This is a genomic window from Streptomyces sp. TS71-3 (assembly GCF_018327685.1).
Taxonomy (GTDB): domain Bacteria; phylum Actinomycetota; class Actinomycetes; order Streptomycetales; family Streptomycetaceae; genus Streptomyces.
The window spans coordinates 422,517-435,197 of record NZ_BNEL01000003.1; the positions used below are offsets into that span (position 1 = coordinate 422,517).

The 12,681-nt window shown below is 72.2% G+C and carries 10 protein-coding genes; 2 read left to right on the forward strand and 8 right to left on the reverse strand.

What is annotated here, in order from left to right:
- Positions 1-23: 23 nt before the first annotated feature.
- From Sm713_RS26255 to Sm713_RS26285, 7 genes are all read right to left on the reverse strand, one after another.
- Positions 24-1,037 carry an NAD-dependent epimerase/dehydratase family protein gene (locus Sm713_RS26255; protein ID WP_212912551.1) on the reverse strand — a complete coding sequence of 338 codons (1,014 nt, stop codon included), beginning with the start codon at positions 1,035-1,037 and terminating at the stop codon, positions 24-26.
- Between the two features lie 119 nt (positions 1,038-1,156).
- Complete coding sequence (locus Sm713_RS26260; RefSeq protein WP_212912552.1) at positions 1,157-2,194, reverse strand: hypothetical protein; 1,038 nt, start codon at positions 2,192-2,194, stop codon at positions 1,157-1,159.
- Positions 2,195-2,650, reverse strand: coding sequence for a PIN domain-containing protein (locus Sm713_RS26265; protein ID WP_212912553.1), 456 nt, complete (start codon positions 2,648-2,650; stop codon positions 2,195-2,197).
- On the reverse strand, positions 2,622-2,909 hold the full coding sequence (locus Sm713_RS26270; protein WP_212912554.1) for a hypothetical protein: 288 nt from the start codon (positions 2,907-2,909) through the stop codon (positions 2,622-2,624). Before Sm713_RS26270 ends, Sm713_RS26265 begins: the two co-directional genes overlap by 29 nt.
- Before the next feature lie 5 nt (positions 2,910-2,914).
- Complete coding sequence (locus Sm713_RS26275; RefSeq protein ID WP_212912555.1) at positions 2,915-5,134, reverse strand: NACHT domain-containing NTPase; 2,220 nt, start codon at positions 5,132-5,134, stop codon at positions 2,915-2,917.
- A 467-nt stretch (positions 5,135-5,601) separates the two neighbouring features.
- Positions 5,602-7,986 (reverse strand): PQQ-binding-like beta-propeller repeat protein, encoded by a 2,385-nt coding sequence (locus Sm713_RS26280; protein ID WP_212912556.1) that lies wholly within the window; start codon positions 7,984-7,986, stop codon positions 5,602-5,604.
- Positions 7,987-8,861: 875 nt separating this feature from the next.
- Positions 8,862-9,185: a hypothetical protein gene (locus Sm713_RS26285; protein WP_212912557.1), complete on the reverse strand. Its 324-nt coding sequence runs from the start codon at positions 9,183-9,185 to the stop codon at positions 8,862-8,864.
- Positions 9,186-9,395: 210 nt separating this feature from the next.
- Between Sm713_RS26285 and Sm713_RS26290 the strand changes: the two genes are divergently transcribed.
- On the forward strand, positions 9,396-10,043 hold the full coding sequence (locus tag Sm713_RS26290; RefSeq protein WP_212912558.1) for a TetR family transcriptional regulator: 648 nt from the start codon (positions 9,396-9,398) through the stop codon (positions 10,041-10,043).
- A gap of 200 nt (positions 10,044-10,243) precedes the next feature.
- On the opposite strand, the gene Sm713_RS26295 is transcribed toward Sm713_RS26290, so the two are convergent.
- Positions 10,244-10,873, reverse strand: coding sequence for a GNAT family N-acetyltransferase (locus Sm713_RS26295; RefSeq protein WP_212912559.1), 630 nt, complete (start codon positions 10,871-10,873; stop codon positions 10,244-10,246).
- Positions 10,874-11,161: 288 nt separating this feature from the next.
- Here Sm713_RS26295 and Sm713_RS26300 point away from each other — a divergent pair, with 288 nt between their 5' ends.
- Positions 11,162-12,349 carry an NAD(P)/FAD-dependent oxidoreductase gene (locus Sm713_RS26300; protein ID WP_212912560.1) on the forward strand — a complete coding sequence of 396 codons (1,188 nt, stop codon included), beginning with the start codon at positions 11,162-11,164 and terminating at the stop codon, positions 12,347-12,349.
- Positions 12,350-12,681 lie beyond the last annotated feature (332 nt).

A 12,681-nucleotide genomic window follows, 5' to 3' on the forward strand; every position in this document is an offset into this window, starting at 1 on the left:
CTGAGCAACCGTGAGCCGCCCGTTCACCCCTGGGACACGCGCGCCCCGTCCTCCCCCACCGCCCGCGCGTGCCAGCGCGCGAGGACGTCGGCCTCGACGGCGCGGGTGATGCCGGCCCCGGGGTCGCGGGGCGTCGGCTCGCGCCGCTCGTGGTCGAGGAGGTCGCGGACGGTCTCCTCCAGGGGCCGGGGCCGCAGCCCCGCCGCCACGGCCCGGGACGCGTCGGCCGCCTCCACGACGCCCGGCGGGTTGGCCCCGGGCCAGAGCGGCAACGCCTCGCCGTCCATGCCGCAGGCCTCCGCGAACTCCTGGTCCACCCACGTGAGCGTGGTGTCCGGCGGTGCGACCGCGGCGGCGATCGTCTCCAGCAGCCCAACGAAGGCGACCGGCGGGAACGGGTGGGCGGCCTGGTAGGTGCCCGCCGCACGGCGCTCGATCATGGTGACCAGCCAGGCCGTCAGATCGCGGACGTCGATGAGCTGGAAGAACGCCTCCCGGGGCCCAGGGGCGAGCACCTCCCCGCCGGCGGCGATGCGCTCCACCCAGTAGGTGAACCGGCCGGTGTAGTCGTACGGCCCGACGACATAGGTGGGGCGCACGACGAGGGGGTTGCCGAACACCTCTGCGGCGGCGGTCTCGCAGAGGGCCTTGAGCTCGCCGTAGTCGGCGCCCGCTCCGGCGGGGTCGGCCGCGCGGACGACCGCGGCGTCCTCCTGGAACCCGTACCCCTGCGGAGGGGCGTAGACCGCCGTGGACGAGAACAGGACGTACCGGCCGGCCCGTGCTCCCAGCGCCTCGCCGACCGCGCGGACCTGCTGGGGCTCGTAGCCGCTGAGGTCGACGGTGGCGTCCCAGTGGCCCTGGCGCAGCGCGTCCAGGTCGGTGTCCCGGTCGCCGACGAGGCGGGGCACGTCGGGGAAGAGTCCGGTCGAGCTGCGTCCCCGGTTGAAGAGCGTCACCTCGTGGCCGCGCTCCAGAGCGGCGGAGACCAGGTGCCTGCCGATGAACCGGGTACCTCCGAGGACCAGGATTCTCACCGGATTCCCCTCCCGAGGACTCTCATCGAACTCCCCTTCCAAGGGCTCTCATCGAGCGCCCCCTCCCGAGAATGCTCATCGAACTCCCCTTCCGAGAGCTCTCATCGAATTCCCTCCGGCTAAGGCGCCGGCACGTCTGATCGTGCGGTACGACGGACCGAGAGCGCGAGCAGCGTCAAGTATAGGCCGGTTGCCAGGCATTGGCCGCCGACGCTCATTTTGACCCAGAATTCGGAGGCCTCGCTGAATGCCTCGGGCGTGGTCGGCATCAGGAGCAGGGGATAAATGACACCGGTGGCCACGATGAAACAGAAGAGGACTATTCCGTAGCCCAGGTGGGAGGGCAGCCGCCAGGTCGTCAGTTCGGTGGCCGTCTGCTGCTCGGACGTCCGGGCGCGGGCGAGTTCGTCGCGCACCTCTCCGGCGGCCTGCACGGCCCGGTCGGTCGCCCAGTTCCGTATGCGCCGCTCGGCCGCCGCGGCCTCCTCCGCCTGCCGCGCGCGGTCCTGACGGGCCCGTGCCTCGGTGGTGGCGGCGGGCCTGGACTTCAGGTTCTCGCGGCGCTCGACGGAGGCGACGGCACGGTCGAAGGCATCACGCAGCAGGTCGCCGTCCGTGCCGGCCGGCACCGCCGTCCGCGCGGACCAGCGCGAGAAGGACCGCAGTTCCGGATCGCGCGCCAGGGCCCGGGCGGTGCCCGTCACGACGTCGTCGGCCGCGGTCCACGCCCGCCGGAAGTCGTCCGACAGTTCGCGCAGCTGCGCGTCCGTGAGTTCGGTGCCGAGCGACGCCAGCTGCCGGACGGCCTCGGCGGCGCCCGGCGGCTCGTCGTCCAGCCGGTGGGAGAGCCGCAGCCAGGAGTACAGGAGGCGCTTGAGGGCGGTCTCGTTGGCCTGGGTCTGCTGCTGAAGCCTCGTCCGCAGGTCGGCCGTGACGCGGCGGCGCTCCCGGAGGAGTTCGACCGTGCTGTTGCGCTCGGAGCTGAGGGTGAGCAGGGCCGCCAGCACGAATCCGCCCAGGATGGCGGCCACCCCGCCGGACAGCGAGACCACGGTGCCCAGCAGGTCGTCCGGGTCCGGCGGGCTGGGGTCCGGCGGGTCGGGGGCGCCCGAGACGAAGGTCATCGTGGCCAACAGGGCGCCGTGCAGAGCGACCATTCAGGCCTCCCTCCGCCGCCGCGGGTCGCGTTCGCGGCGTACGCGGTCGACGAGCGTCAGGAAGCCGCGGCCGTAGGCGCTCACGTCGCGGATCCCGTACGACGTGACGAACTCGGCGCCGACGCAGTCGGTGAAGCTCACCCCGGTCCTGCGGACCTGCCGGAAGAGCGCCCAGGCGTCCCGCTGGATGTCGGCGGGCGGTTCGACGACGTGCGCGAAGTCGCCGCGCCACAGGTGCCAGCTGAACCTGGTCGCCACCAGCCGGTCGTCGAAGGTGGGCGTCAGGCGGGAGACCTCGGCGGCGACCTGGAGCGTCGTCAGCAGCCGCCCGGGGCCGCGCCCGGCGACCGCGGCGGCGGCGTGCCGGTGGTGGACGTCGTTGCTGCTGAGCAGGGCGCACCACGCGCTGGTGTCCACGAACAGGAAGTCAGATGCCGTCGTCGCCCCGGTCCGCATGGCGAGCCGCCTCCTCTCGCAGAACGGTGTCGTGGTCTTCCGAGAGGAACGCGGGCCCGGTGGTGGCGCCCACGAACTCCAGCAGGACGCCCGTGGAGCCGAGCGGCCGCGGCCCGCCGGGTTCGGCGGGCGCCTCGACCAGCAGCACCTGGCCGGTCCAGCCGTCGGGCAGGTCGACGCCGGTCTGCGGCACGAAGACGCCGGCCGTGTACTGGACCAGGGCCCGGACCGGATCCCCGGTGTCCTCGGAGGGCAGCACGGCCGTCAACTCCTCTCGCCGGGGGAGCCGCCACCGGTGACGACGTCGCGGACGAACGGGACGGGGTCGTGCCGGGCGGCGTCGAGGCCCGGCGCGCCGGGGCCCGCCACCAGCAGCAGGGACCGCAGCGCCTGCCGCCGCACCATGGCGTCGCTCATCCGCGCGGGGTCGGCCATCCGCGCGAGGAAGGCGACGGCCGCGGGGTCCCCGAGCGCGCCCAGCGCATGGCAGCCGTCCTCCAGGATGTAGGGATCGGTCTCGCTCTCCAGGTACCGCAGCACGTCCCCGACCGCCTCCCGGAACCGCCCGCAGCCGATGACGAAGAGCAGGCAGCCCTTGGTGTAGCGGTCGGCCTGGCCGTCCAGCACGCGGAGGATCCGGGGCAGTTCGGGGCCGACGAGCTCCGGGTGGGAGTCCGCCAGGCCGCTCAGTGCCCAGGCGGCGTCGTCGGCGAAGGGGGCGGTGTCCGAACGCTCCAGGTAGTCCGCGAGCACCTCGACGGCCTCGGCGGTGGCGTACGTTCCCACGGCGTGCAGCGCGTACGAGCGCAGCCAGCGGGACTCCCCGTCCGACATCGCGATGTGCTTCAGCACGGGCAGCGAGCGGGGATCGGAGATGCGGCCCAGCGCGACGACGCTGTGCTCGCGGAGCGAGTCGTCGGCGGTCACCTGCTGCGCCAGCCGCTCCAGCAGCTCGACCGCACCGGCGGCCCTGCGCCTGCCGAGGGTCCACACGGCGTCGAGTCCCTCGTGCGGGGAGCCGCCCGAGGCCAGGGCCACGAGTTCGTCGTGCGAGACGGCGGCGCCCAGCTCCTGCGGGGTGAACCTGCTGTACCTGTCGGCCCAGTAGCCGATGTCGTCGACGGCGCGGGCCGGGAAGTCGGGACCCCTGCGGTCGACGACCTGCTGCAACAGGAAGATCAGCCGGTAGTCGAACGCCTCGCCGTACTTGAACTCGTCCAGCGTCCGGCAGATGAAGTCGTCGACCTGGGCGGCCTCCACGTGCCCGGCGTGCTCGACGCACAGGGCGGCCAGGGAGAGGTTCCCCTCCCTGCGCGCGGTCCTGACCAGGTCGGTGGAGTCGTCGAGCATGCCGCTGAGGAATCCGAACGTCTCGTGCCAGGCGACTTCCCCGGGTGCAAGATAGGGCGCCAGGTCGGAGAGTTTGATCCGCACGTCCGACTTCGCACTCAGAGCCCATTTCAGGCGGACCGCCGTGTAGTACTCCTGGATGCTCTGGTGCATGAAGGAGCGGGACGCCACCGCGGCCGGCCGCTGTTCGCCGACGGCGCCCATCGGCGGCAGGTCGAGGATCTCGCGCTGGAACGTCCCTATCGGTATCTGCCAGCTCGGTTCGAAGAACTCGGTGAGGATGGCCTGGAGGTCGCGCAGCGGGACCTCGAAGCGTTCGTTCTGGAGCTGGTACGCCAGGAAGGCCAGGCCGGACTCGCGGATGTCCTCGGGGGTCTGGACGCGCGCGTTCTCCCGGCTGCGCGCTTCCAGGCGCCCGAGGAACGTGCCGTACAGCGCGCTGCGGTTGCGCGGGAGGTCCCGCTCGGTGCCTTCGCCGTCCAGGAGGATGAACGCCAGCATGCCCAGCATCAGGGGCGAGCGGCACAGGCTCACCATGTGCTTGGGCATGCGCTCCCAGAGCGTCTGCGCCCGCCGTGCGCCCAGCCGGTCGGCGAGGTACTCCCGCGCCAGCGTCTCGCTCACCGGCACCACGGAGTAGCGGGCGAAGGACGTGGTGAACATGGTCGGGTAGTCGACCGTGCGGCACGTGACGACGATGGGGGTGTCCTGGAGGTCGGGCGAGTCGGCGAAGTCCTCGATATCGCTGATGGCCTCGTTCATCAGCCCGTCCGCGACTTCGTTCAGCCCGTCGAGGACCAGCACGGACACGCCGCTGCCCGCTCCCGCGCTCCGTTCCCCCAGGACGCCCTGGGTCTGCCTCTCGAACAGCGCCCGCACGTCACGCGTGTCCGGGTGGTACCGCTTCAGCTCCAGGAAGACGGGAACGTTCTGCTCATCGGATTCGAGGAGGCCCAGGCAGAGTTGTTTGGCCAGGGTGGTCTTTCCCGCCCCTGGATTTCCGAGCACGGCGATGCGGATTTCGGTGCGGTTGGCGATCAGTTCGCGTAACTGCACGGAACTCGCGCTGTGCTCCGCCGCCGTCGCGCGCCGGATACCGAGCGGCATGAAGGACGCGAGCGATTCGTCGTTCATACGCCGTCTCAGCGCGCTGCGATAGGTGTCGATGCTGCGCGTGGCCGCCCCCCCGTATGCCCTGACCCCTCGACGGTCACCTTGTGAACAATATGCACACATAGCCACCAAACTCCTCCAGCCTGTCATCCCCCTCTCACATGGTCAATAACCGTGCGTGCACGGTGGCTTGAACTCCGCACAGCAAGCCCGGGAGCTTTCGCCGCGGCGTGTTCGGGCGGGCGTGTTCGGGCGGACGTGTTCGGGCGGGCGTGGCGTTCGGCCGTCGCGCGTGCGCGGGCGCGAGGGCCCGTTCGGGCCCCGATCAGGGGCGCGGGGAACTGCGCAAAAAGCCCCGGCGGCCGTAACCAAACCGCGGAGGGCCACCCCTGGTGGCCCTCCGCAGGAGGAAGGTGGCCCCGCCGCCCCGGGGCGAAACCCCACAGCCGGAGGACACCGAAGTCAGCGCACCGGGGCGGAGCCCCGAGTCAGGCCCGGGCGGTACCGGTGCCCCGTTCCGCGTCAAGTGCATACACGCACCGATCCTTGCTGCACGCGTACACCACACCGCCCTGCACCACCGGCGCCCCGGTGATCTCGCCCCCGGTGGCCAGCTTCCACCGCAGCCGCCCGTCGTCGGCCTTGAGCGTGTACAGCAGGTGGTCCGTGGACCCGAAGTGGATACGCCCCTCGGCCACCACCGGCGACCCGACCACGTCCCCGCCCGCCTGGAAGCGCCACTTGGGCGTACCGGTCACGGCGTCGAGCGTGTACAGACCCTTGCCGGAGCCGACGTGCACGTGCCCGCCCTCGATCAGCACCGGCTCGGCGGAGGCACGGGCCTCCGTGGCGATCCGCCACCGGTCGCGGCCGTCCGTGGCGTCCAGGGCGTACACCGTGCCGAGGTAGTCGGCGAGGTACACGCCGCCGCCCGTGACGGAGGGTCCGGGCGCGAACGCCGGCGGGGAGAGGAAGACGGCGGGCGCCTCGAAGTGCCAGCGGACGTGCCCGGAGGCGACGTCGACGGCGAGCGCGCGCGTGCCCGCGCACACGTAGACGTTGCCGTCCGACGCCGGCGTCACCCGCATCGGCACGCCGCCGCAGGAGGCCGCATCCCCGATGGGGTACGACCACCGCTCGTCGCCGGTGCGTGCCTCCAGCGCGCGCAGCCGGGCGTCCTGCCAGACGTAGACCGTGCCGTCGTGGACGACGGGCCCCGACTCGGGCGCCTCGAAGTCCGCCTGGGCGCCGCTCAGCTCCCACAGCTGCTGGCCGCTGGACGCCTCCCAGGCCTGGACTCCGCCGCCGCGCGTGCCGGTGACGACGGTGCCGCGGTCGGCTTTCAGGGAGTACACCCAGCCGTCCGTGGACAGCCGCCACAGGTCGGTGCCCTCGCGGGCGTCCAGCGCGTAGAGCGTGGGGCCGTCGGAGGCGTGGATGCGCCCGTCCGAGACGGCCATCGACCAGGCGACGTCACGGGTCTTGAACCTGCGCCGCCCGGTGGCCACGTCCAGCGCGTGCACCTCGAAGGAGGTGACGTAGACGAGGTCGCCGGCGACGGCGGGCGTGCCCCACACGTCGTTCGACATCCTGAACCGCCACGGCCGCCAGGTGGAGGGGCCGTCCGGCGCGCCCACCGGTGGCGGGGGCACCGCGGGTGCGGCCCCGAGCGCGTCACCGGCCGGGCCGGACCTGCCCCGCGTCCAGGAGGCCGCCAGGCCTGTCTCGGCGGCGGCCGGGGCGGCGTGCATGGCGGTGGCACGGGCGTCGACCACCCGCGGTCCGGGGCCGATGGCCAGTTGCGAGCCGCCCAGTTGCACCGAGTCGCCCTGCGCCACCCGCGCGGGGCCGTGCCCGTCGAGGGCGGGGCCGCCGGTGACGGCCTGGGCCGGCACCGGCGGATGCGCCGGGGCGTGCCGCGGAGGCGGCGGGACGGCGGCACGGTGGCGTGCGCCGTCCTGGACCGGCTTGGGGTTCGGACGGCCGGCGCGGCGGGCCTCGATCAGCGCCACCGCGGTCTCGGGGAGCCACGCGGAGGCCGAGCCGCTGTCGTCGTCCGACCCCGCGAAGAGGTGCGGCGCGAGCTGCGCCTGGAGGTCGGCCGGGCTGGGCCGGGCGGCGGCGTCCATCTGCATGCAGGAGTCGATGAGCGGACGCAGCTCGTCGGGCAGGCCGGCCAGGTCGGGTCCCTCGCGCAACAGCATGAAGACCGTCTCGACCGGGTTCGCGCCGTGGTAGGGCGCGTGGCCGGTGGCGGCGAAGACCAGGGTCGAGGCGAGCGAGAAGACATCGCTCGCGCCGGTCACGCTGCGGGAGTCCTTCGCCTGCTCGGGGGACATGTACGCGGGCGTGCCCACGGCGACGTTGGTCAGCGTCAGCCGGGTGTTGGAGACGCCGCTCGCGATCCCGAAGTCGATCACGCGCGGGCCGTCCTCGACGACCAGCACGTTGGACGGCTTGAGGTCGCGGTGCACCAGGCCCGCGCCGTGGATGGACTGCAGCGCCTCCGCGATGCCCGCGGCGAGCCAGCGCACCGCCTGGGCGGGCAGCGGACCCTGCGCGTTCACTATCTCCTCAAGGGAGGGCGCGGGCACGTAGGCGGTGGCGAGCCACGGCACGGCGGCACGCGGATCGGCGTCCACGACCGCGGCCGTGTAGAAGCCGGAGACGGCGCGGGCGGCCTCCACCTCGCGGGTGAAGCGGACGCGGAAGAGCTGGTCCTCGGCCAGTTCCGTTCTGACCGTCTTGATCGCCACACGCCGGCCGGAGGCCGAGCGCGCGAGATAGACGAGGCCCATGCCTCCGGCCCCGAGCCGGGCCAGCACCTCGAAGGGCCCGATCCGTCTCGGATCCTGCTGCGTCAGCTGGTCCACCTGCCTGCCACCTCCCCGTACGGCCGTGCAGCGCAACGGCTCCGTGCAGCGTCTCACCCACCACCGACCGCCGTGGCGGCACGCACCCTGATTCTTCCTGTCCGGAGCGCCGGTTGCGAACCCGGGTGAGGACGAGGGTGTCCGGGACAAACAAGGACGTATCAAGCGACTGCGCAGGAAAACAACCCCTCTTGAGCAGCCTGCCCCGCAGACATCAGGCGAATCACTGGTCACATTGTGGACACGGAACACCCCGAAAGGGGACGCAGACAACACCATCCGGCCACCGACGAGCCCCGAAGGGGCGCGGGGTGGGGGTACCTCCCACGTCCTCAAGGCAGTGGGGGAGCGAGAAGCCACGACGGACCGAGAGCCAACGGACGGCCGCAAGGGGCAGCGCCCGATCAGGGGCGCGGGGAACTGCGCGAACAACCACGACGAACCGACACATGACCGGTTGCACGCAAGCCACCCGCACCCCCACCGGCGCGCGGCCACGCCGAACAGTGCACGCCGGCGCCCGGCACCGGCGCCCTCCACACCGGAGCCCGGCGGAAGACAGGGGCGCCGCGGGGGCTAGGTCGTGTCCGGCGGATCTTCGTGGGCCCGCGACTCCCCCACTGCCTGAAGGGCGTGGGTGGGGGTACCTCCCACGCCCGTTCAGGGCAGTGGGGGAATGCCCCCAGCACCGCACCTCGCCGCGTTGTCGGAGTCATCCGAGTACGCCCAGTACGAGGACGATCCTCCGCCTTGCGATGCACGGCACCAGACGCCACAGGCTGATCCACGAAGATCCGCCGGACACGACCTAGGGGCGCACGCAAACGATCAGCGCACGCCCACCGGAGCCACGCCCCCGGCCGCGCCCCGCGAGGTCAGGCCGCTTCGAGGTGCCCGTTCGCCCTCAGCCCGCTCCCACAGGTGAGCGTCTCGGTGCCGTCACCCGTGTGCCAGTCACCGTACAGGGTGGTGACGTGCGAGGGGTTGCGCGGGTCGCTGACGTCGGAGCAGTCGGCGACCAGCCGCCAGGTGTACGAGGAGCCGCTGTAGCAGGTGGCGGAGGTGGTGCTGCCGTTGCTCGTGAGGTTGCAGGGCAGCGACGCGGCCCCGGCGGGGGCGGCGAGGGCGAGCAGACCCGCGGTGAGGGCGGCGGCGCCGGTGAGTCCTGCGGTGACCAGTGCGGCGGTCTTCCTGGGCATGACTTTTCTTCCCTTCGCATTCTGCGATACGGACGGGTAACCACTATGGATCACCCGGACATCTCAGGTCTAGACCAATCACGTCATCAATGCGACGGGATTGCGCAACGGCTCTCCCAAGCCCTGTCCTTCTTGTGCGTAAGACGGCCCGGGAACCCCATTTGCAGTCGGCCGAATCGCGCTCCGATCACCCGTCGGTAAGCTGACGGCATGACAGGACAAGTACGTACCGTCGACGGCCGGGTGGCCGGACGGCGAGGTCAGGCAACACGCCAGAATCTGTTGGAGTGCCTGGGCGAGATGCTCCGCACCTCGCCCTACCGGGACGTCAGGGTCATTGATGTCGCCCGGAAAGCAGGCACCTCACCAGCGACGTTCTACCAGTACTTCCCGGACGTCGAAGGCGCGGTTCTGGAGCTCGCGCAGCAATTGACGTCGGAAGGCGCCGGATTGGGCGAGCTGGTGACCGGCCGTTCCTGGGCGGGTAAGTCCGGATGGCAGACGGCCCAGGATCTCGTCGACGGTTTCCTGGATTTCTGGCGGCGCAACGACGCAATTCTCCGCGTCATCGATCTCGGCGCCGCCGAAGGCGACAAGCGTTTCGCCAGGCTGCGTATGCGGATCCTCAACTCGGTCTTCAACTCGCTGTCCGAGAGCGTGGCGGACCTGCAGGCCAAGGGCCGTGTCGACCGTGAGGTCAGCCCCCCTGCGGTGGCCGGCTCGCTGGTCACGACGCTCGCGTCGGTCGCCTCCCACCAGAAGAACCTCCAGGCCTGGGGGGTGAAGCAGGCGGACATCAAGCCGAACCTCGCCCTGCTGGTGCACCTGGGCGTCACCGGGAGGAAGCCGACGAGATGAGCCCACGGGCACCGGCACCTCCGATGCCGCCGGGCGCTCACCGATCACCCGAATAGCCGGGGGGCCACTCCCCGGGTCCTGTCTCGCAGCGGCGGGCCGCGGTCGAACACCGCGACCCGCCGCTGTCGTGTCCCCGGGTCGTGTCTGCGGGGCAGGGTCGAACGCGCCCGCAGAGGCCCCCTACGCGTCCGGGGCGCCGCTTATGCGTCCGCCACCGGCGGGTACGGGTCCGTGGCCAGCCGGCCGTGCAGGTGGACGTCGCGGAAGGCGTCCTTGCGGCCCTCCTCGAACATCGCGCCGCGCAGCGTCCCCTCGTACCGGTATCCGCAGCGCTCGGCGATCCGGCAGGAGGCGTCGTGGCCGAGGGCGTGGCCGAGGTCGATGCGGTGCAGGCCGGTGGCCGTGAAGGACCAGGCCGTGGCGAGCGCGAGGGCGCGGTGGGCGACGCGGCGGCCGCGCGCCTCGGGCAGCACCCAGTAGCCGACGCGGGCGGTGCGCATGAGGGGCTCGATGGCGTTGACGCCCATATGGCCGAGGACGGCGCCGGTCGCCGCGTCCGTCACGCAGAACGACACGGAGACGCCCTGCGCGGCGTCGTCGAGCCGGGCACGGAGCGAGGCGCGTGCGTCGTCGAGGGTGGCGATGGCCCTGAGCGGGGTGTTCCAGCGCAGGAACTCCGGGTCGAGCACGCCGCGCAACCAGGCTTCGGCATCCTCGCCCGACTCGGGCCGCCAGGGCCGCAGGCGCAGCCCGTTCCCGGATATCTCGGCGACGGAAGGCACCCGCACGCCGTCGAGGTGCTGGTCCGCGGTTCTCGCTTCTTCGCTCATCGCCCCATTGAACCTCGCTGGATCATACGAACCCTCCGAGCCATCGGAAACATCCGGACCGTGCGGACCGTCCGGGTCTCATGAGTCGCCTGGATCGCCCAGACCAGACAGAAACTGATCGAACCCAGCCATACCCCCACCGAACCCCCACGCAAGAGCGCCGTACCCCCGCCCGAAACCCTCCGCTTGCGGCCCCCGCGGGCGGCACACCCCCCTCGTAACCTATTCGCAACCGATTTCGTGTTTGACCGGGACCGATCAACGAATGCCCGGACTTACTCTCCGAACATGGCCACAGAAACGACCATCAGTGGCGTCCATGCCGCACGGGGCTCCCAGGACCACCCCGTCTACGTCATCGGCGGCGGACCGGCAGGGCTCGCGGTGGCACACACACTGCGCGCACGGGGGGTACGGGCCGTCGTCCTGGAGAAGTCGGGCCGCGTCGGCTCCGCATGGCGCGAGCACTACGACCGGCTCAGGCTGCACACCACGCGCAGGCTGTCAGCGCTGCCCGGCCTGCCGATCCCACGGGCCTACGGGCGCTGGGTGGCGCGCGCCGACGTGGTGAAGTACCTGGAGCAGTACGCCGAGCACCACGGCCTGGAGATCGTCACGGGCGTGGAGGTCTCGCGCGTGGAGCGCACCGGCAGCGACGGCGGTGACCGGTGGCTGCTGCGGGCCAGCGGCGGCCGGGAGCTGGTGGCCAGCGCCGTGGTGGTGGCGGCCGGCTACAACCACACGCCCAAGCTGCCCCGCTGGCCGGGCCTCGACGCGTGGCAGGGCACGTTGCTGCACGCGCGCGCGTACCGCAACGCCGCTCCGTTCGCCGGCAAGGACGTGCTGGTCGTCGGGGTCGGGAACACGGGCGCCGAGATAGCCGTCGACCTGGCGGAGGGCGGCGCGGCACGGGTACGGCTCGCCGTGCGCACGCCCCCGCACATCGTGCGGCGCACCACGGCGGGGTGGCCCGCGCAGGTGACGGGCATCCTGTGCCGGAGGCTGCCGGTGCGGCTGGTCGACCGGCTGGCCCGGCGGATCGCCCGGATGGGCGTGCCCGATCTCACGGCACACGGCCTGCCGCGTCCCGAGACCGGCCTCTACACGCGCGCCAAGCAGGGGGCGATCCCCGTGCAGGACGTGGGGCTGATCAACGCGGTGCGCAAGGGGCGGGTGGAACCGGTGGCCGCGGTGGCCTCCTTCGAGGACCACAAGGTGGTGCTCGCGGACGGCACGCTGATCGCCCCGGACGTGGTCATCGCGGCGACCGGCTACCGGCAGGCGCTGGAGGACCTGGTGGGCCACCTCGACGTGCTGGACGAGCGGGGCCTGCCCCGCACGAACGGCCCCCGCGCCCTGCGGCACACGCCCGGCCTGTTCTTCACCGGCTACGTGACGCCGATCAGCGGAACGCTCCGCGAGGTCGCCCGCGACGCCCGCCGGATCGCCCGCGCCATCACCCGGGCGGCGGGGTGAGCGGTACGCAGGGTGCGGGGAGCCGGTTTTTTGCGCAGTTCCCCGCGCCCCCTGTCGGGGCCCAGCCCCTTGCGCCCGTCGGTCGGCTGTCGCCCCATCGCGGCTCCTCGCTCCCCCACTGCCTTGAGGGCGTGGGAGGCACCCCAGGGCCCAGCCCCTTGCGCCCGTCGGTCGGCTGTCGCCCCATCGCGGCTCCTCGCTAGCGCGGGATGTATCCCGAACCCGCGCCCCTTAGGTCGTGTCCGGCGGATCTTCGTGGGCCCGCGACTCCCCCACTGCCTGAAGGGCGTGGGTGGGGGTACCTCCCACGCCCGTTCAGGGCAGTGGGGGAG

Excerpts from the sequence above, each read along its gene's own strand:
- Sm713_RS26295 (WP_212912559.1), bottom strand. The coding sequence starts at position 10,873 with ATGAGCGAAGAAGCGAGAACCGCGGACCAGCACCTCGACGGCGTGCGG.
- Sm713_RS26290 (WP_212912558.1), top strand. The coding sequence starts at position 9,396 with ATGACAGGACAAGTACGTACCGTCGACGGCCGGGTGGCCGGACGGCGA.
- Sm713_RS26265 (WP_212912553.1), bottom strand. The coding sequence starts at position 2,650 with ATGCGGACCGGGGCGACGACGGCATCTGACTTCCTGTTCGTGGACACC.
- Sm713_RS26300 (WP_212912560.1), top strand. The coding sequence starts at position 11,162 with ATGGCCACAGAAACGACCATCAGTGGCGTCCATGCCGCACGGGGCTCC.
- Sm713_RS26285 (WP_212912557.1), bottom strand. The coding sequence starts at position 9,185 with ATGCCCAGGAAGACCGCCGCACTGGTCACCGCAGGACTCACCGGCGCC.
- Sm713_RS26260 (WP_212912552.1), bottom strand. The coding sequence starts at position 2,194 with ATGGTCGCTCTGCACGGCGCCCTGTTGGCCACGATGACCTTCGTCTCG.
- Sm713_RS26275 (WP_212912555.1), bottom strand. The coding sequence starts at position 5,134 with ATGAACGACGAATCGCTCGCGTCCTTCATGCCGCTCGGTATCCGGCGC.